We start from the raw sequence: 25103 nt of genomic DNA on the forward strand, positions 1-25103 counted from the left end.
GTCGGTATAGTCTCCGGTCAAAATTGGTGGGTCACGCCGATGTGGGGAGTGTCGATGGAAGAATCCGCGGACCTGCGCCGCTACCAGGTCGTGGTCAACGACGAGGAGCAGTACTCGATCTGGCCGGAGGAGTCGGACCTGCCGGCCGGCTGGCGGGCCGTGGGCGTCACCGGTGACCGGGCGGCCTGCCTGGCGCACATCGACCAGGTCTGGACCGACCTGCGCCCGCGCAGCCTGCGCGAATGGTTGGCGGCGCAGGGCTGACCCGGCCGGGCCGCCCTCGACGGGGCCGGCCGTGGCCGTACGGAGGACCGGCACGGCCACGGTCGTCACGCCCGTGGACCGGTCCACCCATCGTGGACCCGGGGCGCCGTCGACCGCCCGGACCGACCCGTCCGGCCACCGTCGACGGTCCGAACCGGACCCTGCGTCCCGCGTTCTCCGGTAGTGCGAGTTGATGCCCCCATTGTCCGAAAGCGGGTGAGATGATCACCCCGGTTATCCGGTTTCCGGTGCGGGGCCCGTGGCGACATTCCTGCCGGTTGACAGACGTGGATCGCTCTCGTAGCTTCTTGTCAGCCATTCCCCGGTCGACGACATTTCGTAATGTTGGCGAGGCGGTAGGGAATGGCAATTACCCGTGGTCGAACCACTCCCCAGGGTGTTTCTGTCCGCCCATGCGGACGTGAAGGAGTCCACCGTGCCGGCAACGCCCTCCGACGCCGACGGCCGGTACGGCACGGTCACGTTGCAGTCGGGCATGCTGTTCACCCAGGAACACCAGCCCGGCTCGGGCATCGACATCCTTCAGGTCGTCGTGGACTGGCCCGCGCCACTGGACCCGGCGGCCATGCGGACCGCCTGGCAGCACGCCACCGAACGGCACCAGGTGCTGCGGACCGCCTTCGTCTGGCCGCACGATGGTGAACCGGCCCAGCAGGTCCGCCCCCGGGCGAGCCTGCCGGTGACCCACCACGACTGGTCCGGCCAGCCGGACGCCGTCCGCGCCGAACGACTGGCCCGGTTCCTCGCCGACGACCGGGCCGCCGGGTTCGACTCCGCCGTCGCGCCGCTGGCCCGGGTCACCCTGCTCACCCACGGGCCGGACCGGCACACCCTCACCGTCACCCTGCACCACGCCATCCTCGACGGCCGCTCGGTGCACATGCTGCTCGACGAGGTGTGCGCCGAACACGACGCGATCCTCGCCGGCCGCCGCTACGACGCGCCCGCCCGACGGCCGTTCCGTGACTACGTGGTCTGGGCGGCCGACCGTCCCCTCGACGCCGACCGGGACTTCTGGCGCGAGCGCCTCGCCGACGTGTCCCTGCCCACCCCGCTGCCGCTGACCGGCCGGCCCGACGACCCGCCCCGCGCGGTCGACTCGGTCCGGGAGATCGGCTGCTCCCTGACCGCCCCGGCCACCGCCGCCCTGACCACGGCCGCCCGTGCCGTCGGGGTGCCGGTGAGCACCCTGGTCACCGCCGCCTGGTCGGTGCTGCTGCACCGGTACGCCGGGCTGACCGACGTGGTGTTCGGGTCCACCCGTACCTGCCGGCACGGCACCGTCGAGGGCGCCGACCGGATGCTCGGCCTGCTGATCAACACGGTGCCGATGCGGATCCGGGTCGACCCCGACCAGCCGGTCCGCGACTGGCTCCGCGACGTCCGCTGCCAGGTCGACGAGGTCCGGCCGCACCAGTTCGCCCCGCTGCGCCTGATCCAGCAGTGGGCGGGCGTGCCGGCCAGCACCGCGCTGTTCGACAGCCTCCTGATGTACGAGCACCGGGACCTGCAGAGCGCGCTGGGCCGGACGGTGGCCGGCTGGGGCGACCGGGTCGCCCGCGTCCACCGGCATCCCGGCCCGCCGGTCACCGTGTGCGTCTTCGGCGAACCGACGCTCACCGTGCTGCTCTACCACGACCGTCGCCGCCTCACCGACGCCACCGCCGACGCGCTGCTGCGCCACCTCGAGGTGGTCCTCACCGGACTCGCCGACGGACTCGACCGGCCGGTCGCCGCGCTGCCGCTGCTCGGCCCCACCGACCGGGCCCTGCTCGTCGGCTTCCGTACCGTCACCGACCCGGCCCCGGCCGGCACCTACCCGGCCGCCGCCACCGTGCCGGACCTGGTCGCCGCCGCCGCCGACCGGCGGCCCGACGCGGTCGCGCTGGTCGGCCCGGACGGTGCCACGCTCACCTACCGGGCCCTCGACGAGCGCGCCAACCGGCTCGCCCACCAGCTCGTCGCCGCCGGTGTCCGCCGGGACGAACCGGTGGCGGTGGCCCTGCCCCGCTCGGTGGAGCTGATCGTCACCCTGCTCGCCGTACTCAAGGCCGGTGCCGCCTACCTGCCGCTGGACCCCGACGACCCGCCGGCCCGTACCCGGCAGCTGCTCGCCGCCGCCGGCGACCCGCCGGTGCTCGCCGCCGGCGAGGTGCCCGGCGCGACCCGGCTGCTGCGGCTGGCCGACCTGGTCCGGGCCGCCGCCGACCAGCCGGCCACCGCCCCCACCGGCCGGACCCATCCCGCCGGGCTGGCCTACGTCTGCTTCACCTCCGGCTCCACCGGCACCCCGAAGGGGGTCGCGGTCGGACACTCCGCCGTGGTCCGGCTCGTCCACCAGCCCGGCTACCTGCGCCTCGGCCCCACCGAGACGCTGCTGCAACTCGCCCCGGTGGCCTTCGACGCGGCCACCCTGGAGATCTGGGGCGCGCTGGCCAGCGGGGCCCGGCTGGTGGTCGCCCCACCCGGCGCGCTCGACCTGGCCGAACTGGCCCGGCTGCTGCGCCGGGAACGGATCACCGTGCTCTGGCTGACCGCCGGGCTGTTCCACCAGCTCGTCGAGTTCGACCCGGACTGCCTCGCCGGGGTCGGCCAGCTCCTCGCCGGCGGGGACGTGCTCGCCCCCGGGGCGGTCCGCCGGGCGCTGCGGGCCCGCCCCGGCGCGACCCTGGTCAACGGGTACGGGCCGACCGAGAACACCACCTTCACCACCGTGCACCCGATGACCGACCCGCAGGCCGTACCCGACCCGGTGCCGATCGGCCGGCCGGTGCCCCGGACCAGCGTGTACGTCCTCGACCCGCAGGGCCGGCCGGTGCCTGTGGGGGTACCCGGTGAGCTGTACACCGGTGGTGCCGGCCTGGCCCGGGGCTACCTCGGCCGGCCGGCGGCCACCGCGGCGGCCTTCCTGCCCGACCCGTTCGACCCGCGCCCCGGCGCGCGGATGTACCGCACCGGCGACCGGGTGCGCTGGCGTCCCGACGGCACCCTCGACTTCCTCGGTCGCATCGACGAGCAGGTGAAGATCCGTGGGTTCCGGGTCGAACCCGGTGAGGTGGCCGCCGTGCTGCGCACCCACCCCGGGGTCGGCGACGCCGTGGTGGTGGTCGACGGGACGGGGGAGCGCCGCCGACTGCTCGCCTACCTGACCCCGCGCCCGGACGCGGTCCCGCCGACGCCGTCGGAGCTGGCCCGGTACGCCACCGAGCAACTCCCGGCGCACCTGCGCCCGGCCGCCCACCTGGTGCTGCCCGCCCTGCCGCTGAACCGCAACGGCAAGGTCGACCGGCGGGCGTTGCCGCTGCCGGAACAGCCCGCCCCCCGCGTCGTCGACCCGCTGACCGACCCCGGCCAACTCCGGCTGGCCGCCCTCTGGGCCGAACTGCTGGGCAGCTCCCCGTCCGGCACCGACGACGACTTCTTCGTCCTCGGCGGGAACTCGCTGCTCGCCACCCGGCTCACCTTCGTCGTCGCCGACCGGTTCGGCGTCGAGCTTCCGGTCCGTGAGGTGTACGACCACCCGACGCTCGCCGGCCTGGCCCGGGTGATCGGCGAGCGGACCGCCCCCGGTGTCCCGGCCGCCGCCCCCGGGGTGGTCCGCCGGGACCGGACCGCCTACCGGGCCGTCGCGGCGACCCCGACCGTGGCCCCGACCGCGCCCGGAACCCCGCCCCAGCCCGCCCCCGCTGACAGTGCCGGGCACCCGGGCCGCGCTGCCGCCGACGGGGGAGGGCACCCGGGCCGGGCCGCCGACGGTGCCGGCGACCGGGCCGGGCACCCGGGCTGCGCCGCCGCCGACGGCGACGGGACAGGGCACCTGGTCCGGCCGGACGACGGGCCGTGGGCGCTGTGGCGCTGGGTCGGGCTACGGGCCGCCGGGTTCCCGGTCGACACGCTGACCGCCCTCGGTGACCCGGAGCTGGTCCGGGCCGCCGACGCGGTGCTGGCCGCCGAGGACCGGCTCACCCTCGCCCGCCGGGACCTGGCCGACCGGCTGCACCGGGTCCGGGCCGCCAGTCCGCCCGCCGAGCGGGCCCGCTGGAACCGGGCGGTCCGGCAGGTACGCCGGGACAGCGCACCGGACCCGCTGCCCGACGGGGCGGCGGCCGTCGACGGCGGGGCGCTGGTCGCGGCGCACGCCGCCCTGTGCGCCGCGCACACCGACGCCACCGCCGCGCGGAACGCGTACCGGGACGCCTACCAGCTCGCCGCGGTCCGCCGGTCCGCCGCGCTGCGCGCCACCGCCGCCGACCCGGCCTTCCGGGAGGCGGTCACCTGGCAGAACCGGCAGGCGCTGCGCACCGCCGTGGACCCGGTCCGGGCCACCACCGCCGGGAGCGGCTCCAAGCACCGCCAGCACGAGGCACTGGTCGCCACCTACCTCCAGCGGTACTGCGTCAAGAACGACACCATCGGCTTCTTCGGCCCGGTCGGCTGGGCGCGGATCACCGGGCAGCCGGCCGCGCTGACCGTCCGGCACGGCCCGGCGCCGCTCGCCACCCGGACCGTCTACCTGGAGAACTGGGCGGTGGTCGAGGTCGCCGAGGCCCTCGCCACCCGCGACCCCCGGCTGCGGCCCTGGCTGGTGCCCCGCCGGATGCCGTTCCTGGCCGTCGTCGACGACCGGCTGCACATGCCGCTCACCCCACCGGTGCCGCTGCCCCCGCTGACGGCGCGGCTGCTGCGCGCCTGCGACGGTCTCCGGACGGCCGGCGACCTCGCCGCCGAACTGGTCGCCGACCCCACCAGCGGGGTCAGCGACCCGGAGCAGGTGTACCGGCTGCTCGCCGAGCTGCGCGACGCCCGCCGGATCTCCTGGTCGCTGGAGGTACCGAAGGAGGACCTGCACCCGGAACGCGCGCTGCGGGCCCGGCTCACCGCCGTCGACGACCCGGCGGTACGGGACACCGCGCTGGCCGCGCTCGACGACCTGGACCGGGCCCGGGACGCGGTGGCCGCGGCGGCCGGCGACGCCGACCGGCTCGCCGACGCCGTCACCGCCCTGGAGGAGCGGTTCACCGCCCTCACCGGCACGTCGCCGACCCGCCGCGCCGGCAAGGTGTACGCCGGCCGGACCCTGGTCTACGAGGACTGCCGCTCCGGCACCGAGGTCACCCTCGGCACGCACCTGACCGCCAGCCTCTGGCCGGCGCTGAGCCTGCTGCTGGAGAGCGTGCGCTGGTTCACCTCCGCCGGCGCGGCCCTGTTCCGGCGGGCCTGCGTCGAGCGGTACAAGGAACTCGTCGCCCGGACCGGTTCCACCACGGTGTCCTTCGCCGACTTCTGGCTGTGGGCCAACGACCTGCTGTTCGACCCGCCGGAGAAGCTCGTCGCCCCGGTGGTGCGCGGGTTGCAGGACCGGTGGGCGAAGATCCTGCCGGCGGCGGTCGACCACCGGATCGACGCCACCTCCGCCGGGCTGCGTGCCGCCGTGCACGCCGCGTTCGCCGCGCCCCGACCCGGCTGGACCGGCGCGTACCAGCACAGCCCCGACGTGCTGCTCGCCGCCGACGGCCCGGACGCGGTCGCCCGGGGCGACTTCCACTGGGTGGTCGGCGAGGTGCACCCCGGCGTGAACACACTGCGCTCGGCACTGTTCGTCGCCCAGCACCCGGCCCCGGAGGACCTGCGCGCCGCGATGACCGCCGACCTGCCGCAGGGCCGCCTCGTGCTGGCCGCCACCGGCGAGGAGGGCGGCGCGTCGTCCCGGCTGACCGACAAGCTGGTCACCGACCGGGACGTGCGGCTGGTCTTCGGGCACGACAGCTGCGGACTCGACCCGGCCGGCTCGGTCACCGTCGCCGACTGCGTGCTCGCCCCGGTCGACGGGGTGCTCACCGTGACCAGCCGGGACGGCCGGCACCGGATGCCGCTGGCCGAGGCGCTCGGCGAGGCGCTGATGATGCAACTGGTGCAGCGGTTCGACATCCGCCGCCCCGCCGACCACCAGCCCCGGATCACCGTCGACCGGGTCGTCCTGGCCCGGGAGAGCTGGCGGTTCCCCGCCACCGACCTGGACGCGGCCCGACTCACCGACGAGGCCGACCGGTTCCCCCGGGTGCGGCGCTGGCAACGCGACCACGACCTGCCCCGGCACGTGTTCGTCAAGACGCCGGTGGAGGAGAAACCGTTCCACCTCGACTTCGCCAGCCTCGCCTCGGTCGACGTGTTCGCCCGCGCCGTCCGCCGCACCGTCGCCGCCGACCCGTCGGCCACCCTGCGGCTCACCGAGATGCTGCCCGGCCCCGACCAGAGCTGGCTCACCGACGAGCAGGGCCGGCCCCGCACGGCGGAACTGCGCCTCGTCGCCGTCGACACCCGTACCCCCGACCCGGTCGACACCCCGTCGACCGGCGCCGGAACCCCGGCCGCCGACCGGCCGCCGGTCAGCCCAGACCGCAACCAGGCGGGGAGATGACCACCGAAACCTACGTCCTGCCGTCGTCGTTCACCCAACGTCGACTGTGGATGCTCGACCAGATGACCCCGCAGGCGGTGACCTACCACATCGTCTGGGCGGTCGAGCTGACCGGCCGACTCGACGTACCCGCGCTCGAGGCCACCCTGACCTGGCTGGTCGAGCGGCACGAGACGCTGCGTACCCACTTCACCTCCGTGGACGGCGAACCCGCCCAGGTGGTCGTCCCGGCCGTACCGGTCCGGCTGACGGTGGTCGACGCCGGCCCCGGCGACGCCTGGCGGTCCCTGGTGGACGCCGCCGCCCGCGACCCCTTCGACCTGGCCGCCGGCCCGCTGGCCCGGTTCGGGCTGATCCGCCGGGACACCGACGACCACCTGCTCACCGTGGTGGTGCACCACAGCGTCGCCGACGGCTGGTCGTTCGGGGTGCTGTTCCGGGAACTGGCCGCCGGGTACGCCGCCACGGCCACCGGCACCGCGCCCGACCTGCCGCCTCCCGCCGTGCAGTACGCCGACTTCGCGGTCTGGCAGCGCGAACAGGACGAGCAGGGCGCGTTCGACGCCGACCTGGACTTCTGGCACACCGAACTGGCCGGCGCGCCCACCCTGCTCGACCTGCCCGCCGACCGGCCCCGCCCGGCCGAGCAGACCGACGCCGGCGGCGAGGTCGTCTTCGCCCTGCCCGACGAGCTGACCGCCCGGCTGCGGGCCAGCCACGACGGCACCCTGTTCACCCGGCTGCTGGCCGGCTTCCAGACCCTGCTGCACCGGCTCACCGGTGCCGACGACCTGCTGGTGGCGGTACCGGTGGCCGGGCGGACCCGACCGGAGACCCGGGACGTGGTCGGCTTCTTCGCCAACACCCTCGCCCTGCGGGCCCGGTTCACCGACCGGCCGGACTTCGCCGGGCTGCTCGCCCAGGCCCGCGCCTCGGCCACCGCCGCGCAGGCCCGCCAGGACGTGCCGTTCGACCGGATCGTCGACCGGCTCGCCCCCACCCGCAGCCTCGCCCACGCCCCCGTGGTGCAGGTGATGTTCGCCCTCGACGAGCCACCGCCGGACGTCACCGCCGCCGGGCTGCGGATCGCCCCCCGGCTGTGGGAGAACGGCACCGTCAAGTTCGACCTGACCCTCACCGTCGAGGACCGGCCGGACGGGCTGCGCGGCCGGATCACCTACCGCACCGACCTGTACGACGCCGACCGGATCGAGCGCCTGGCCGGCCAGTACACCACCCTGCTGGCCGCCGCCCTGGACCACCCGGACACCCCGGTCGGCGAGCTGCCGCTGCTCACCCCGGCCGACCGGGAACGCATCCTGGCGTACGGCGACGACACCGCGCTGCCGCTGCCCGACGTCACCGGCGTTGCCGGCCTGCTCGACCGGTACCCGCCGGCCGACCCGGACACCGTCGCGGTCACCGGGCCGGACGGCAGCCGTACCCACCGGGAGCTGGCCGCCCGCGTCGCCCAGCTCGCCCACCTGCTGCGCGCCCACGGCGTCGGCCCGGACGTGCCGGTCGGGCTCTGCCTCGGCCGGAGCACCGACCTGGTCGCGGCGGTCTGCGCGGTGTGGCGGGCCGGTGGCGGCTACCTGCCGCTGGACCCGACGCTGCCACCCGGCCGGCTCGCCACCATGCTCCGCGACGCCGCCCCGCCGGTGCTGCTCACCGACGCCGCCGGGGCCGTCCGCGCCGCCGAGGCGGTCGCCGATGCCTTCGGTGCCGCCCGCGCCGCCGATGCCGGCACCGGTCCGGTGCTGCTCCGGATCGACCAGCTCGACCCGGCCGACCCGCCGGCCGACCCGCCGCCGGTCACCGGCCACCCGGACACCCTGGCGTACCTGCTCTACACCTCCGGCTCCACCGGCACGCCCAAGGGCGTCGCGGTCACCCACGGCTCGGTGGTGAACCTGCTCGTCGGATTCCACCGGCTGCTCGGGCTGACCCCCGCCGACCGGGTCGCCGCGATCACCACCCCGGCCTTCGACATCTCCGTGGTGGAACTGGTGCTGCCGCTGCTGGCCGGCGCGCGGATCGAACTCCTCGACGCCGACACCGCCCGGGACGCCGACGCGCTGCGTACCGCCTGCGTCGACCGGGGCGTCACCGTACTCCAGGCCACCCCGGCGAGCTGGCGGATGCTGACCGCCACGCCCGGCGGCGTACCGGCCGGCGTGCGGCTGCGGATCAGCGGCGGCGAGGCCCTCACCCGGGACCTGGCCGACGCGCTGACCACCGACGGGGCCCGGCTGGTCAACGGGTACGGGCCGTCGGAGACCACCGTCTACTCGTCCGCCGGGGACATCGCCGGCACCGGCCCCGTCGACCTGGGCCGGCCCTGCGCCAACACCCGGATCCACCTGCTCGACCCGGCCGGCCAGCCGGTCCCCGACGGGGTGGCCGGCGAGATCCACATCGGCGGTACCGGGGTGGCGCGCGGCTACCACGGCCGCCCCGGGCTGACCGCCGACCGGTTCCGCCCCGACCCGTACGGGCCGCCCGGCAGCCGACTGTACGCCACCGGTGACCTGGCCCGCCGGCTGCCCGACGGCCGGCTCGACTACCTCGGCCGGGCCGACCAGCAGGTCAAGGTACGCGGCTTCCGGATCGAACTCGGCGAGATCGAGGCGGCGCTGCGCGACCACCCGGACGTCACCGACGCCGCCGTCACCACCTGGGGCACCGGCGCGGACGTCCGGCTCGCCGCGTACGCGGTCACCGCCACCGTCGACGCCGACCCGGCGCTGCTCTGGCCGGGCATCCGGGCCGCCCTGGCCCGCCGGCTGCCCGAGTACATGGTGCCGGCCACCCTGGTCCCGGTGGCCGCGCTGCCCCGCACCGCCAGCGGAAAGCTGGACCGGCGTGCCCTGCCCGAGCCGACCTGGCGGGAGACCAGCGGAGCCGGGCCGACCGCGCCGCGCACCCCGGTCGAGGAGCAGCTCGCCGGCCTGTGGCGGGACGTGCTCGGCCGCGCCGAGGTCGGCGTGCACGACAACTTCTTCGCTCTCGGCGGGCACTCGCTGACCGCCACCCGGCTGATCGCCCGGATCCGCACCACCTTCGGTGCCGACCTGGCGCTGCGCAGCCTCTTCGCCGCACCCACCATCGCCGAACTCGCCGACCTGGTCGCCGGTGCCGGGACGACCCCCGCGCCCGGCACCACCGACCGCATCGGTCCCGCCGGGCCAACCCCGCAGGACCTGCTCGCCTCGCTCGACGACCTCTCCGACAGCGAGGTCGACGCGCTGCTGGACACCCTGATCGCCGAGGAGGGACTGTGACCGAGAACCGGGAACGGGTAGTCGTCGTCGGAGCCGGCCTGGCCGGTTCCCTGGCCGCCCTCTACCTGGCCCGCCGGGGCTACCAGGTGGACGTGTACGAGCGCCGGCCCGACCCCCGGTCGGCGTTGGCCAGCCCGGAGGGCCGGTCGATCAACCTGGGGCTGTCCGCCCGGGGCATGCGGGCCCTGGACGAGGTGGGCCTCCTCGCCGACGTGCTCAAGCGCAGCGTGCCGATGCGTGGCCGGGTGGTGCACGCCCCCGACGGCACGGTCCGCTTCCAGCCGTACGGGGTACGCGAACACGAGATCCTGCACTCGGTGCTCCGCGAGGAACTGATCTCCGTGGTGGTGGACGCCGCCGAGGCCGAACCGGCGGTCCGATTCCACTTCGGTCACCGCCTGGTCCGGCTGGACCGGGACACCGCCACCGTCGAGGTCGTCCCCACCGACGGCGGTGAACCCGTCCGGGTGCACGCCGACCTGGTCGTCGGCGCGGACGGCGTGTTCTCCACCGTCCGCCAGCAGATGCAGCACGGCCTGCGAGCCGACTACGCGCAGGAGTTCCTGCCCTGGGGCTACAAGGAACTCACCATCCCGGTCGGCGCGGACGGCGAACCCCGGGTCCGGCTGGAGGCGCTGCACGTCTGGCCCGGCCACGAGGCCCTGATGGTCGCCCATCCCAACGTGGACGGCTCCCTCACCTGCTCGCTGTTCATGGCCCACGAGGGGCCGGTCAGCTTCGCCGCCCTGGACACCCCGCAGGCCGTCCGGGACTTCTTCGACCGGCACTTCCCCGACGCCGGGGACCTGATGCCCGCCCTGGTCGACGAGATGGCCGCCCACCCGGTCGGCCACCTGGTGACCGTCCGCACCGCACCCTGGCGGCACGCCGACAGGGTGGTGCTGGTCGGGGACGCCGCGCACGCCGTCTACCCGTTCTACGGGCAGGGCATGAACTCGTCCTTCGAGGACTGCCTGGTGCTCGACTCCTGCCTGGCCGCCCACCCGGACCGGACGGCGGCGCTGGCCGCGTACGAGGCGGCCCGCAAACCGCACACCGACGTGCTCGCCGACCTGTCCACCGCGAACTTCGCGGACCTGCGCGACCGGGTGCACCGGATCGGGTACACCGCCTCGGCCACCGCCGACCGGATCCTGGCCCGGCTGCTGCCCGGCCGCTGGGTGCCGCTGTACGCGATGGTCTCGCACACCACCACCCCGTACGCCGACGCGCTGGCCCGCGCCCGCCGACAGGACCGGATCCTGCGTACCGCCGGAGCCGGACTCGCCCTGGCCGCCACGCTCGCCGTGGCCGCCACCGTCCGCGCCGGCCGTCGCCGGTCGACAGGGCGGTGAGCGCCGTGCTGACCCATCCCCTCGTCCCCGGCCAGATCCTGTTCACCGAGGCCGACCTGCACGCCGACCCGCTGCACCCGCTGCTCGACGGGGCGGTGACACAACTGCGGTCGGTGGTCGACTGGGCCCGCGAGTACCTGTGCGAACCACACCCCGAGCTGGGCCGCAAGGGACCGGTCTGCCCGTACGCCCAGGGCTCGCTGGACCGCGACATCTTCTACCTGGCCGTGCACCGGGGCACCACCATCGAACCGGACGAACTGGACCTGGTGCTGGCCGGGTACCGGGAGTGGTTCCGGCTGCTGGAACCGCACGGCGGCCCCGCCGCCCAGTTCAAGACCATCCTGCTCACCCTGCCCGACCTCTCCGCCGACCAGGCCCGGGAGATCGTCGACCGCACCCAGCAGCGCCTCAAGCCGATGTACACCGAGCAGGGGCTGATGCTCGGCGAGTTCCACGACGGCCCGCCGGACAAGGGCGGGCTGTGGAACACCGAGTTCCGGCCGCTGCGCAGCCCGGTGCCGATGCTGGTGGTCCGGCACATGGTCGCCAGTGACCTGCCGTTCCTGGTCGACGACCCGGTGACGTTCGCCGGGTACCTGCGGCACTTCGCGCACAGCGGCCCGGCCCCGCTGCGCCGTCAGGTCGCCGCGGCGGCCCAACTGCACGGCATGACGCTGCCGGAACCGGCCGCCGACGTGCCGCTGCTGCGCCAACCCGTGAACCAGGGGGACCGTTGACCACCGCCGAACACCCCGCCGCCGCTGCCGGCGGTCCCGGCCCGGCCGGCACGGGTGGGCCGCCACCCGACCCGCGTCCGGCCCCCGCCGCCCCGGCCGGTACCGGCGGGCCGCCCGACCCCCGGCAGGCCCCCGCCGGCAGCGCCACCGACAAGCGGGCGCTACTGGCCCGGTTGCTGGCCGAACGGGCCCGCGCCCCCCGCCGCCACCCGGTCTCCTTCGGCCAGCAACGGCTGTGGTTTTTGGACCGGTTCACCGGCGGCGGCGCGGTCTACAACATCCCGGTCGCCTTCGAGGTGCGCGGGCCGCTGGACGTGGCCGCGCTGCGGACCGCGCTGCGCGCCGTCGTCGCCCGGCACGGGGCGCTGCGCACCACGTTCACCGAGGCCGACGGCGGGCCGGTGCAACTGGTCCACCCGACCGGCGAGCCGGACCTGACCGAGCGGGACCTGACCGGGCTGCCCGAAGCCGACCGGGACGCCGAGGCGACCCGGCTGGTGTGGGAACTGGCCGGCCGGTCGTTCGACCTGACCACCGGTCCGCTGCTGCGGACCCTCGTGGTCCGCACCGCCCCCGACCGGCACCACCTGGCGTTCTGCCTGCACCACATCGTCTCCGACGCCTGGTCGCTGGGGGTGCTGTTCCGCGAGCTGGCAGCCGGGTACGGGGCGGCGCTGGCCGGCCAGCCGGTCCGGCTACCCGACCTGCCCACCCAGTACGCCGACTTCGCCGTCTGGCAGCGCGAGCGGCTCGCCGGGGACGCCCTGCGCGGCCAGCTCGACCACTGGCGGGAGCACCTGCGGGGCGCGCCGGCCCTGCTCAGCCTGCCCACCGACCGGCCTCGCCCGACCCACCGGGCGCACCGGGGCGCGGCGCACTACTTCACCGTCGACGCGGACGTCACCGCCCGGCTGGAGGAGTTCGCTCGGGACGCCGGCGCGACCCTCTACATGGTGCTGCTCGGCGGGTTCCAGGCGGTGCTGTCCCGGCACAGCGGGCAGGACGACATCGTGGTCGGCACCCCGGTCGCCGGCCGGGACCACCCCGACCTGGAACCGCTGATCGGGTTCTTCGTCAACACCCTGCCGCTGCGGGTCTCCACCGCCGGCTCGCCGTCACTGCGCGACCTGGTGCACCGGGTCCGCGAAGCCACCCTGGGCGGCCTCGGCAACGCCGACGTGCCGTTCGAGAAGCTGGTCGAGGAACTGCAACCGGACCGCAGCCTGGCCCACGCGCCGGTGTTCCAGGTGCAGTTCATCCTCCAGAACGCCCCGTACGACGGGTTCCGGCTGGCCGGCTGCACCGCCACCTCGCTGGAGGTGGACAGCGGCAGCGCCAAGTTCGACCTGACCCTGGTCGGCGAGCGGCTCCCCGACGGCACCCTGCGACTGGCCTTCGAGTACGACACCGACCTGTTCGACGCCGCCACCGTGGACCGGCTCGGCCGGCACCTGGGCATCCTGCTGACCGCCGCGGTCACCGACCCGGACCGCCCACTGGACCGGATCCCGCTGCTCACCGGCGCGGACCGGCACCGGGTACTGGTCGGCTGGAACGACACCGACCGCCCGCTGCCGGCCAACTCGGTGCTGGACCTGCTGCCCACCGACGCCACCCACAGCGGACCGGACGGCACCGGCCCGGGCGGGGCCGCCGCAGCGGCCACCGGACCCCTGGTCAGCGGCCCGGACGGGCAGCTCGACCACGCCGGCCTGCACCACCGGGCCGGCCGGATCGCCGCCCGGCTGGCCGCCGCCGGGGTCACCCCGGACACCCCGGTCGGGCTCTGCCTGGACCGGGGGGTGGAGATGCTGGCCGCCGTGCTCGGCGTGTGGCGGGCCGGGGCCGGCTACCTGCCGCTCGACCCCGCCCTGCCGGCCGAACGGCTGCGGTACATGCTCGCCGACTCCGGGGCGTCGGTGCTGGTCACCCGGCGGGCCGTGGTCGAGCGGCTCGGTGACGCGCTGGACGGCACCGCCATCACCGTCCTGCTCCTCGACGACGAGCATCCCGACGGGCCGGTCGAGCCACCCGCGGTCACCCCGCACCCGGACAGCCTGGCGTACCTGATCTACACGTCCGGGTCGACCGGCCGCCCGAAGGGCGTGGCCGTGCCGCACCGGGCGGTCGCCAACCTGGTCGCCGCGTTCGCCGCCGACCTGGACCTCAACCCCGCCGACCGGTTCGCCGCCATCACCACCCTGTCCTTCGACATCTCCGTACTGGAACTGCTGGTGCCGCTGGTCCGGCGGATCCCGCTGCTGGTGGTCGGGGCCGACGAGACCGCCGACGGGGCGGCGCTGCGCCGCCGGCTGACCGCCGCCGGGACCACCGTCCTCCAGGCCACCCCGGCGACCTGGCGGATGCTGCTGGCCGCCGGGGGCGTACCGGCGGGCGTACGGCTGCGGATCACCGGCGGCGAGGCGCTGCCCCGCGACCTGGCCGACGCGCTGCTCACCGACGGCGCGACGCTGTGGAACTGCTACGGCCCCACCGAGACCACCGTCTACTCCTCCGGCGCGCCGGTGCCGCCCGCCCCGGCCCCCGTCGACCTCGGCGGACCGGTCGCCAACACCCGGCTGTACCTGCTCGACGAGGCGTTCCAGCCGGTGCCGGTGGGCGTGGTCGGGGAGCTGTACGTCGGCGGCACCGGGGTGGCCCGCGGCTACCACGCCCGACCCGGGCTGACCGCCGACCGGTTCGTGCCGGACCCGTTCGGCGACCGGCCCGGCGGTCGGCTCTACCGCACCGGCGACCTGGCCCGCTGGCGGCCGGACGGCCGGGTCGAGTACCTCGGCCGGGCCGACCACCAGGTGAAGGTACGTGGCTTCCGGATCGAACTCGGCGAGATCGAGGTGGCGCTGCGCGACCAGGACGCGGTCGCTGACGCGGTCGTCACCACCTGGACCGGCAGCGACGGTGACACCCGGCTCGTCGGGTACGCCGTGCCGGCCGCCGGGGTCGACCCGGACACCCTGTGGGACCGGATCCGCCCGGCGCTGGCCGGCCGGCTGCCCGAGTACATGGTCCCGGCGACCCTGGTGCCGCTGGCCGCGTTTCCGCTGAACGCCAACGGCAAGGTCGACCGGGCGGCGCTGCCCGAACCCCGCTGGGCGGACGCGTCGACCGACCGGGTGCCGCCCCGCGACCCGGTCGAGCGGCTCCTCGCCGACGTCTGGGCCGAGGTGCTGCGGGTGGCGGACGTCGGCGTGCACGACGACTTCTTCCGGCTCGGCGGGCACTCGCTGCTCGGCACGCAGGCACTGAGCCGGGTCGGGGCCGCCCTGGAGATGGAGGTACCGGTGCGGATGCTGTTCCAGTACCCGACGGTCGCCGCCCTGGCCGGCGCGCTGCGCGCCACCGAACCGGCCCCCGGCCACGTCGACGCGGTGGCCGCGCTGCGCGCCGAGGTCGCCGACCTCTCCGACGAGGAACTGCGGGCGCTGCTGGGCGGTGACGCGTGAGCACCGAACGGGAACGGCTGATCCGGGAACTCATGGCGAAGCGCGGCCTGGCCGCCGCCACCCGGCCCGGCATCCCCCGCCGGGCCCCCGGCACCCGGGTACCGCTGTCCCCGATGCAGGAGGGCATGTGGTTCCTGGACCGGCTCGACCCGGGCAGCCCGCTGTACGTGATGACCCAGGCGGTCCGGCTGGGCGGTCCGGTGGACCCGGCCGCGCTCCAGGCCGCCGTGGACGACCTGGTCGCCGCGCACGAGGCGCTGCGGACCCGGTTCGTGGCCCGGGACGGGCAGATCGACCAGCAGGTGGTCGCCGCCGGTGACCCGGCCGCCCGGTGCCCGGTCACCGTGGACGACCTGACCGGGGCCGCCGACCGGGACGCCGCCGTCGCCACCGTGGTCCGTGCCGAGACCGAGACCGGCTTCGACCTGGGTCGGGCCCCGCTGCTGCGGGTCCGGCTGGGCCGCCTCGACCCCACCGACCACCTGCTGGTGGTCAGCGTGCACCACATCGTCGCCGACGAACGTTCCCTCGACCTGATCCTCACCGCGCTGCTCGACGGCCACCACCGGCACCGCACCGGTACGCCGGCACCCGCGCCGGCCCCCGTCACGCAGTTCCCCGACCACGTGGTGTGGCAGCGGGACCGGCTCGCCGCCGGGGCCGCCGACCGGGCCCGCGCCTTCTGGGCCGACCGGCTGGCCGGCGGCACCGGCCTGCTCGACCTGCCCACCGACCGGCCCCGGCCGGCCACCCCGACCTTCGCCGGCCGCACCCACGGCTTCACCGTGGACGCCGAACTGACCGCCGCGCTCGACGCGCTGGTGCAGCGCACCGGCACCACCCGGTTCCTGGTCCTGCTGGCCGCGCTGAACGTGCTGCTGGCCCGGCTCGCCGACACCACCGACGTCTGCGTCGGCTCCCCGGTGTCGCTGCGCACCGAAGCCGCCCAGCAGGACATCGTCGGCCTGCTGGTGAACAGCCTGCCGCTGCGCACCGACCTGGCCGGCGATCCGACGCTGGGCGAGGTGCTGGAGCGGACCCGGGACACCGTGGTCACCTCGATGGCGCACGCCGAGCTGCCGTTCGAACGGATCGTGGAGACCGCGAAGGCTCCCCGGGACCTGGGCCGCAACCCGCTGTTCCAGGTGATGCTGGTGGTGAACCAGGCCGACGTCGCCGGTCCCCGGGCCGGGCTGACCGTCCGGCCGGTGCCGGTGACCCGGGAGACCGCCCGGCTCGACCTGACCGTGGCGCTGGCCGGTGCCGCCGCCGGCACCGGGGACGGTGCCGGGGGCGGGCTGACCGGGCTGGTCGACTACCGCACCGACCTGTTCGACGAGGTGACGGTCGACCGGTTCGTCGACCGGTTCCGGGCCGTGCTGCGGGCGCTCGCCACCACCCCGGACCGTCGACTCTCCGCCCTCGACCTGGTCGGTCCGGCCGAACGGCGGGACCTGGCCGGCTGGAACGCCACCGACCGGACGTACCCGACCGGGGTCGGCCTGCACGATCTGGTCGCCGCCCGCGCGGCGGCCGACCCGGACGCGCCCGCCCTGCTCGACGTCAGCCCGGACGCCCCCGACCGGCCGCCGCTGAGCTACGGCCGGCTCGACGCCGACGCCGACCGGCTCGCCGCCCACCTGCGCCGGCTCGGGGTCCGCCCCGACCAGCCGGTCGGGCTCGCCCTGGCCGCCGGCCGGGCCGCCGTCACCGGCATCCTGGCCGTCCTCAAGGCCGGCGGCGGATACCTGCCGCTGGACCCGGCCCACCCGCCGGCCCGGCTGCGGGCCCTGCTCACCGCCGCGCACACCACCGTCTGCCTCACCGACGCCGCGCTGGCCGCCACCCTCGCCGCCCCGGCCGGCGACCCCGACGACCCACCGTACGCCGGCACCCTGCTCGTCCTCGACGCCGACGGCCACCCGGTTGGGCCTGACGCCGACGAGCCGGTGTCGCCGCCTGCGGTGGCGACCCACCCCGACCAGCTCGCCTACGTCATCCACACCTCCGGGTCCACCGGCACCCCCAAGGGCGTGATGGTCGGCCACCGTACCGCCGTCAACCTGGCGCTGGCCTTCGCCGACCTGCACGGCATCGGCCCCGGCGACCGGCTGCTCATGCTGCCCCCGCTCAGCTTCGACGCCAGCGTCGGCGACCTGTTCCCGGCGCTGGTCAGCGGGGCCGCCGTGGTGGTGCACCGGCAGCCGGCCGCGATCACCGGCCCCGGGCTGGCCGAACTGTGCCGGACCCACCGGCTGACCCTGGTGGACACCGCCGCGCCGCTGTGGGCCCGCTGGGTCGACGACCTGGCCGTCACCGACACCGTCACCACCGGACCGACCGGCACGGGCGACACCGTCGACACCGGGCCGTTGCGGGCCGTGCTGGTCGGCGGTGAGGCCGTCGACCTGGCGGCGGTGCGCCGCTGGGCGGGACTGACCGGGGGTCGGGTCACCCTGTTCAACCACTACGGACCCACCGAGGCCACCGTCTGCGCCACCACGTACGCCACCGTGGACGCCGCCGAGCTGCCCGGCCTGACCCGGCTGCCGATCGGCCGCCCGGTGCCCAACGTCCGGGTGCACGTCCTGGACGCCGATCTGCGGCCGGTGCCGATCGGCCAGCCCGGCGAGGTGTACGTCGGCGGCACCGCCCCGGCCCGCGGCTACCTGGACCGGCCCGCCGAGACCGCCACCCGGTTCGTGCCCGACCCGTACGGGCGGCCCGGTGACCGGCTGTACCGCACCGGCGACCTGGCCCGGCACCGGGCCGACGGCACCCTGGAGTTCCTCGGCCGCACCGACCGGCAGGTCAAGATCCGGGGCCACCGGATCGAGATCGGCGAGGTCGAGGCGGCCTGCGGCACCCTGCCCGGGGTACGCCGGGCCGCCGTGGTGGTCGACCCGGCCGGGCCGCGCCTGGTCGCCTACCTGGTCGGCGACGACACCACCCCGGACTCGTCGGCCGCCCGCGCGGCACTGCGCCGCCGGCTGCCCGACCACCTCGTCCCGTCGTCGTTCACGCGGGTGCCGGACCTGCCCACCAACCGGCACGGCAAACTCGACCTGGCCGCGCTGCCCCGCCCGGAGGAGGCCGACCGGCCGGCCCACGAGCCGCCCGCCACCCCCACCGAGCGGACCCTCGCCGGGATCTGGGCGGACCTGCTCGGCACCGGGCCGGTCGGCCGCCGGGACAACTTCTTCGAGCTGGGCGGCCACTCGCTGCTCGCGGCCACCGTGGTCGGCCGGATCCGGGCCGCGTCCGGCGTGGACCTGCCGCTGCGGGCCCTGTTCGAGGCCGCCGACCTGGCCGCCCTCGCCGCCGTCCTGGACGGTGACGCCCCGGCCGCCGCCGACCACGCCGCGCTGCTGCGCGCCGACGCCCGCCGCGCCGACGACCTGCCGGTACCGGCCGGGACGGCGACCACGCCACCGGAGACCGTGCTGTGCACCGGGGCCACCGGGTTCCTCGGCGCGTACCTGCTCGCCGACTGGCTCCGGCACACCCCGGCCACCCTTAGTTGCCTGGTCCGCGCGGACACCCCGGCCGCCGCCGTGGACCGGGTCCGGGCCAACCTGCACCGGTACGGGCTGTGGCGGCCGGAGTACGCCGACCGGCTCGTCGGCGTCCCCGGCGACCTGGGCGCACCCCGCCTCGGGCTGCCCGAGGCCACCTTCGCGGAGCTGGGCGAACGCCTCGACGCCATCGTGCACAACGGCGGCCTGGTCAACTTCGTGCAGCCGTACCCGGTGCTGCGGCCGGCCAACGTGGACGGCACGTACGAGGTGCTGCGACTGGCCACCACCGGCCGCCCCAGCGCGGTGCACTTCGTCTCCACCCTCGGCGTGTTCGTCACCCCCGCGTACACCGGCACGCTGGTCCGTGAGGGCGACCGGCCGGACGACCCCGCCGGCCTGTACGACGGCTACAACGCCAGCAAGTGGGTGGCCGACGCGCTGGTGCGGACCGCCCGGGACCGGGGCCTGCCGGTCAGCGTGCACCGGCCGGCCCGGATCACCGGGGACGCCGGCACCGGGGTCGGCAACGTCGACGACTTCTTCAGCCGGCTGCTGAAGACCTGCGTGCAGCTCGGCGCGGTACCGGACCTCGACGACCCGGCCGACCTGTCCCCGGTGGACCACGTCGGGGCGGGCATCGGGCACCTCACCCGGACCGGCTCCACCGGCGACCACCACTACTACAACAACCGCACCATCACGTACCCGGCGCTGGCCGAGGCGTTGACCAGTTTCGGCTACCCGGTCGCCGTGGTGCCGTACCCGCGCTGGCGGGACGCCCTGCTGGCCCGCCCGGACGCCGCCCTCGCGCAGTTCACCCCGCTGTTCGGCGCGCAGACCCCGGTCCGTACCCAACCGGACTTCGACTGCACCGGCACCGAGGCGACCCTGGCGGCGGCCGGTATCGTCTGCCCACCGGCCGACGAGAAGCTGCTGCACACCTACCTGGCGGCGTTCGTGGCCGCCGGTTTCCTCGACCCGCCCACCGGGAGCGCCCATGGATGACCGCACCGTACCGGCCGCCCGGTGGATCGCGATCTGGTTGGCCCAGCTCGTCTCCCTGATCGGGTCCAGCCTTACCGCGTTCGTCCTCGGCGTCTGGGTCTACCAGCGCACCGGCTCGGTCACCCAGTTCTCGCTGATCTTTCTGGCCGCGACCCTGCCGGCGGTGCTGGTCGCCCCGTTCGCCGGGGCGCTCGCCGACCGGCGGGACCGCCGCCGGCTGATGCTGCTCAGCGACACCCTGGCCGCCGCCGGCACCGCCGCGCTGGCCGCCCTGGTCGCCGCCGACGCCCTCGCCGTGTGGCACATCTACCTGGCCACCGCGCTCAGCGCCGGCGCGTCCACCGTGCACCAGGTCGCCTACCAGGCGATGACCCCGGCGCTGGTCGGCAAGAAGCACCTGGGCCGGTTCAACGGGCTGATGCAGGTGTCCCGGGCGGTGCAGATCGCCGCGCCACTGGTCGCCGGGGTCCTGGTGGTGACCATCGGCATCGGCGGGGTGATGGCCATCGACCTGGGCACCTTCGTGGTCGCCGCGGGTACGTTGCTGCTGGTCCGGCTGCCCGCCGAGGTGACCCGTCCGGCCGGGGCCGGCCCCGCCGAGCCGGTGCTGCGCGGGGCGGCGGCCGGCTGGCGGTACCTGCGCGACCGGCCCGGCCTGCTCCAGCTCATGGTGGTCTTCGGGGCGTTCAACTTCCTGTTCGGCATCGCCGGGGTCCTCGTCCAGCCACTGATCCTGTCGTTCACCTCGCCCGACGTGCTCGGGGTGCTGATGTTCGCCGGGGGCGCCGGCCTGTTCGCCGGCAGCCTGGTGATGGGTGCCTGGGGCGGCCCGAAGCGGCGGATCACCGCCGTCTGCGGTGGACTCGCCGCCGGGGGAGTGGCCCTGGTCCTGCACGCCGCCGCCCCGTCGGTGTGGCTGATCGCGGTGGTCGCCCCGCTGTTCCTGTTCGTCCTGCCGATCGTGAACAGCTCCACCATGACGCTCGTGCAGACCAAGACCGAACCGTCCGTGCTGGGCCGGGTGCTCGCCACCGCCCGGGTGATCGGCGACGCCAGCGTGCCCCTGGCGTACGTGCTGGCCGGGCCGATCGCCGACGGCGTCGAACCGCTGCTGCGCCCGGACGGGGCGCTCGCCGGGTCGGTCGGCACGGTGATCGGCACCGGGGACGGCCGGGGCATCGCCCTGGTGTTCGCGGTCACCGGCGCGCTGATGGTGCTGCTCGCCGCCACCGCCTGGGCCCGCCCGGTGCTGCGTGGCGTCGACGACCTGCCCGACGCGATCCCCGACACCGATCCGCCGGCCGCCGAACCGGTCGGCGCTGGACCGGCCGCCGTCGCCCTGCCCGCTGCCGACCCGGCCGCTGCCGATCCGGCCGGTGGTCCCGCCGGGGCGGAACCGGCCGGTGACGACCCGCCGCGCGCCGGGTCGTCCGACGTGGACGACGCCGTACCCGCCAACCGCTGACCCGTACCCGAAGGAGCCCCACCATGCCGGTGCCGCTGAGCCCGGACGAGGCGAAAGCCTTCCTCGATTCCGACGCGGCCCCCGCCGTGTACCTCGACCTGCTCGACGCGGTCTCCTTCCGGACCGCCGGGGCGGCCCTGCGGCTCGGGGTGTTCGAGGCGCTCGCCGACGGTCCGCTACCGGTCGACCAGCTCGCCACCCGTACCGGCACCGACCCGCTCGGGCTGCGCATCCTGCTCGACGCGCTCACCGGGTACGGCTACCTGACCCGCACCGACGGCCGGTACGCCAACAGCGCCAACACCACCCGCTGGCTGCTGCGGGCCGCCCCGGGCAGCTTCGCCCCGGTGCTGTCGGTCTGGACCGCCCTGCTCACCCACTGGTGGCAGGACCTGGAGTCGTCGGTGCGCACCGGCGGACCCACCGGCGACTTCTACGCCTGGCTGGAGCAGCACCCGGACACCCTCGCCGACTTCCAGACCATGCTGCGCGGCCAGGCCGACTGGCTCGCCGAGGAGATCGTCGAGCTGCTGCCGGTACCCGACGACGCCCGCAGCCTGGTCGACGTCGGCGGTGGGCACGCCGGCTACCCGGTCGCCCTGCTCACCGCCCACCCGCACCTGCGGGCCACCGTCGTCGACCTCGCCGGAGCGCTTGCCCAGGGCGCGCGGACCGTCGCCGACGCCGGCCTGACCGACCGGGTCGAGCTGCGGGCCGGTGACCTGTTCACCGCCGACCTCGGCACCGGCCACGACCTGGTGCTGCTGTTCAACATCGTGCACGGCTACCAGCGGGAGCAGACCCTCACCCTGCTGCGCCGGGCCGCCGCCGCGCTGCGTCCCGGCGGCCGGATCGCGCTGCTGGAACCCCTCGCCGACGTGCCGGAACGCCCCGCCGGAACGGGCGAGGCGTTCGTCCGGATGTTCAGCCTGAACCTGTTCCACACCCAGGGCGGCCGGGCGTACGGGTACGACGAACTCGCCGAGCTGCTCGGCGAGGCCGGCTTCACCGACGTACGCCAGCAGTTGCTGACCCGTTCGGACACCGACCACCTGGTGACCGCGGTGCTGGCCGGCTGATGCCCGTACCGCACCTGGTGGACCTGGGCGGCGGCTGGGGCCTGTGGCGCTGGTGTGTGCTGCGGGCCGCCGGGTTCCCCGCCGACCTGCTCGAACCGCTGGCCGCCCCGGATCTGGCCGCCCTCGCCGACGCCGCCAACGCGGCGACCGCCGCCAACGCCGTGACCGCTGCCTGGGGCGCGACCAGTGCCGGGGGCGCGACCAGTGCCGGGGGCAGGACCGTCACCGGGGCCGCGACCGGTGCCGGGGACGCCGACGCCAGCGCCGGGGACGGTGACCGTCCGGACCCGGCGGAGCACCTGGCCCGCTACCTCGACCGGTTCCGGACGGCCGAACGGTCGCTGGCCCGCGCGTTGCACGCCGTCGCCGCCGACCCCCGGATCCGGGAGGCCGTCGCCTGGCAGAACCCGAACGCGTTGACCAGCGGCTTCGATACCCTGCTGCGCCGCGACCCGGAGACCGTGGCGCGCACCGGCCGGCACCGCAAGACCGAGGCGCTGGTCAGCAGCTACCTGCACCGGTACTGCGCGAAGAACGACACCATCGGGTTCTTCGGCCCGCTGCGGTGGGCCCGGATCGACCCGGACCAGACCGAGCCGATCCGGACCGTCCACGACGGCACCGCCGGCGACCGCACCCTCTACCTGGAAGGATGGGCGGTCGCCGCGCTCGGCCGGGCGCTGGCCGCACCGCTGCGGCCCTGGCTGGTGCCCCGGCTGCTGCCGCTGCTCGACGTCGACGTCGACACGCTGCGCGTCCCGACCGCCGGACCGCTGCCGCTGGACCCGGTCCAGGCCGCCGTGCTGCGGGCGCTGCGCCCGGACCGGACCGCCCGGCAGGTCGCCGCGGCGGTCTGCGCCGACCCGACGGTTTCCGGTACCGACCCGGCGCAGGTCCGGTCCGCCCTGGACCGGCTGCACACCGACGGCCGGATCGCCTGGACCCTGGAAGCACCCCCGGACGACCTGCACCCCGCCGACACCCTGCGCGCCGTCGTGGACCGGGTCGACGATCCGGCGGTACGCGCACCCGCGCTCGCCGCCCTCGACCGGCTGGCCGCCGCGACCGCCACCCTGGCCGCCGCCCGGGGCGACGCGACGAAGGTCCGGGACGCCCTCGCCACCCTCGGCGTGACCTTCACCGAACTGACCGGCGAGGCGCCGGAACGGGCCGCCGGTCAGCTCTACGCCGGCCGTACCCTGGTCTTCGAGGAGTGCCGCCAGCCGGACACGGTGCGGATCGGCCCGGCGGCGCTGGACGCGCTGCGGGCCCCGCTGGCCCTGCTGCTGGACAGCGCCCGCTGGTACACCGCCGCCGGCGCGGCCCTCTACCGGCGGGCGCTACGCGGGGTCTTCGACCAGCTCGCCGCCGCCCGGCCGGGCCGCCCGGTGCCGCTGGCCGAGCTGTGGCTGGCCGCCCGGGGACTGCTGGTCGACGACCCGGAACCGGTGGTCCGCCCGCTCACCCGGGCACTGCACCAACGCTGGGAACGCCTGCTCGCCGTACCGGACGGGGCCCGCCGGGTGTGGCGCGGCGCGGCCGACCTGCGTACCGGGGCCGCCGCCCTGTTCCCGGCCGGGCCGCCCGGCTGGACCAGCGCCGCCCAGCACAGCCCCGACCTGATGATCGCCGCCCCGGACCTGGCGGCGGTGGCCGCCGGCGACGTCGACTGGGTCCTCGGTGAACTGCACGCCGGCTACCACACCATGCGGTACGCCAGCTGGGTCGAGTGCCACCCCGACCCGGACGACCTGGCCCACGCGATGGCCGCCGACCTGCCCGGCGGGGTGGTCCGGCTCGGGGCCACCGACGGGCAGGGCGGCAGCGCCACCCGGTTCTCCCCGCGACTGCTCGGCCCGGCCGACCGCCGGCTGGTGTTCGCCCCGGACACCTGCGGCCACGACCCCGACCACGACCTGGTGCTGGGCGGCTGCGACGTGCTCGACCGGGACGGCCGGCTGGTCGTCCGCCGTCGCCGCGACGGCACCCACCACGACCTGGTCGAGGTGCTGGCGGACCTGGTGGCCGCCAACCTGATGCCGCACTTCCGGGTGCTGCCCCCGGCCCCGCACCGGCCCCGGGTGACCATCGACCGGCTGGTGGTGAGCCGGGAGACCTGGACGTTCCCCGCCACGACGGTGGACTTCGCCGCCGACCCGGACGAGGCCCGCCGCTTCCTGCGGGCCCGTGCCTGGACGCACCGGCACGGCCTGCCCCGGCACGTCTTCGTCCGGTGCACCGGGGAGAAGAAACCGGTGCACGTGGACCTGGCCAGCCTGGCGTCGGTCGAGGTGCTGGCCCGGGCGGTTCGGCGGGCGCAGCGCACCGCCGGGGCCGACGCCCGGGTCACCGTCACCGAGATGCTGCCCGATCCCGGGCAGCTCTGGTTCACCGGCCCGGACGGCCGCCGGCACAGCGCCGAACTACGGTTCGTCGCCGCGCCGCTGCCCCGCTGATCGCCACCCGGCCAGCCCGGGGTGACCGTCCGTC

10 protein-coding genes are annotated in these 25103 nt (G+C 76.0%); all 10 read left to right on the forward strand.

Going from position 1 to position 25103, the window contains the following annotated elements; all coding sequences use genetic code 11:
- Window positions 1–54 precede the first annotated feature (54 nt).
- Window positions 55–264 carry an MbtH family protein gene (locus PVK37_RS21080; protein ID WP_275029322.1) on the forward strand — a complete coding sequence of 70 codons (210 nt, stop codon included), beginning with the start codon at window positions 55–57 and terminating at the stop codon, window positions 262–264.
- A 436-nt stretch (window positions 265–700) separates the two neighbouring features.
- A complete protein-coding gene (locus PVK37_RS21085; protein ID WP_275029324.1) occupies window positions 701–6703 on the forward strand; it encodes a non-ribosomal peptide synthetase in 6003 nt (2000 codons plus the stop codon).
- Window positions 6700–9987, forward strand: coding sequence for a non-ribosomal peptide synthetase (locus PVK37_RS21090; RefSeq protein ID WP_275029325.1), 3288 nt, complete (start codon window positions 6700–6702; stop codon window positions 9985–9987). Before PVK37_RS21085 ends, PVK37_RS21090 begins: the two co-directional genes overlap by 4 nt.
- A complete protein-coding gene (locus tag PVK37_RS21095) occupies window positions 9984–11342 on the forward strand; it encodes an FAD-dependent oxidoreductase (RefSeq protein WP_275029327.1) in 1359 nt (452 codons plus the stop codon). The genes PVK37_RS21090 and PVK37_RS21095 overlap by 4 nt, the downstream gene beginning before the upstream one ends.
- A gap of 5 nt (window positions 11343–11347) precedes the next feature.
- Window positions 11348–12082, forward strand: coding sequence for a DUF6875 domain-containing protein (locus PVK37_RS21100; RefSeq protein ID WP_275029328.1), 735 nt, complete (start codon window positions 11348–11350; stop codon window positions 12080–12082).
- 164 nt (window positions 12083–12246) lie between these two features.
- Window positions 12247–15546: an amino acid adenylation domain-containing protein gene (locus PVK37_RS21105; protein WP_275035188.1), complete on the forward strand. Its 3300-nt coding sequence runs from the start codon at window positions 12247–12249 to the stop codon at window positions 15544–15546.
- A 32-nt stretch (window positions 15547–15578) separates the two neighbouring features.
- Window positions 15579–20069: a non-ribosomal peptide synthetase gene (locus PVK37_RS21110; protein ID WP_275035190.1), complete on the forward strand. Its 4491-nt coding sequence runs from the start codon at window positions 15579–15581 to the stop codon at window positions 20067–20069.
- Window positions 20062–21534: an MFS transporter gene (locus PVK37_RS21115; RefSeq protein ID WP_275029329.1), complete on the forward strand. Its 1473-nt coding sequence runs from the start codon at window positions 20062–20064 to the stop codon at window positions 21532–21534. Before PVK37_RS21110 ends, PVK37_RS21115 begins: the two co-directional genes overlap by 8 nt.
- A 23-nt stretch (window positions 21535–21557) precedes the next feature.
- Entirely contained in the window at window positions 21558–22613 is a 1056-nt protein-coding gene (locus tag PVK37_RS21120) for a methyltransferase (protein ID WP_275029330.1), read from the forward strand.
- Entirely contained in the window at window positions 22613–25069 is a 2457-nt protein-coding gene (locus PVK37_RS21125) for a lantibiotic dehydratase (protein ID WP_275029331.1), read from the forward strand. The genes PVK37_RS21120 and PVK37_RS21125 overlap by 1 nt, the downstream gene beginning before the upstream one ends.
- Window positions 25070–25103 lie beyond the last annotated feature (34 nt).

This window comes from Micromonospora cathayae, assembly GCF_028993575.1.
Taxonomy (GTDB): Bacteria; Actinomycetota; Actinomycetes; order Mycobacteriales; family Micromonosporaceae; genus Micromonospora; species Micromonospora cathayae.

Coding starts and splice junctions, on each gene's coding strand:
- PVK37_RS21110 (WP_275035190.1), top strand. CDS start 15,579: ATGGCGAAGCGCGGCCTGGCCGCCGCCACCCGGCCCGGCATCCCCCGC.
- PVK37_RS21120 (WP_275029330.1), top strand. CDS start 21,558: ATGCCGGTGCCGCTGAGCCCGGACGAGGCGAAAGCCTTCCTCGATTCC.
- PVK37_RS21080 (WP_275029322.1), top strand. CDS start 55: ATGGAAGAATCCGCGGACCTGCGCCGCTACCAGGTCGTGGTCAACGAC.
- PVK37_RS21125 (WP_275029331.1), top strand. CDS start 22,613: ATGCCCGTACCGCACCTGGTGGACCTGGGCGGCGGCTGGGGCCTGTGG.
- PVK37_RS21090 (WP_275029325.1), top strand. CDS start 6,700: ATGACCACCGAAACCTACGTCCTGCCGTCGTCGTTCACCCAACGTCGA.
- PVK37_RS21115 (WP_275029329.1), top strand. CDS start 20,062: ATGGATGACCGCACCGTACCGGCCGCCCGGTGGATCGCGATCTGGTTG.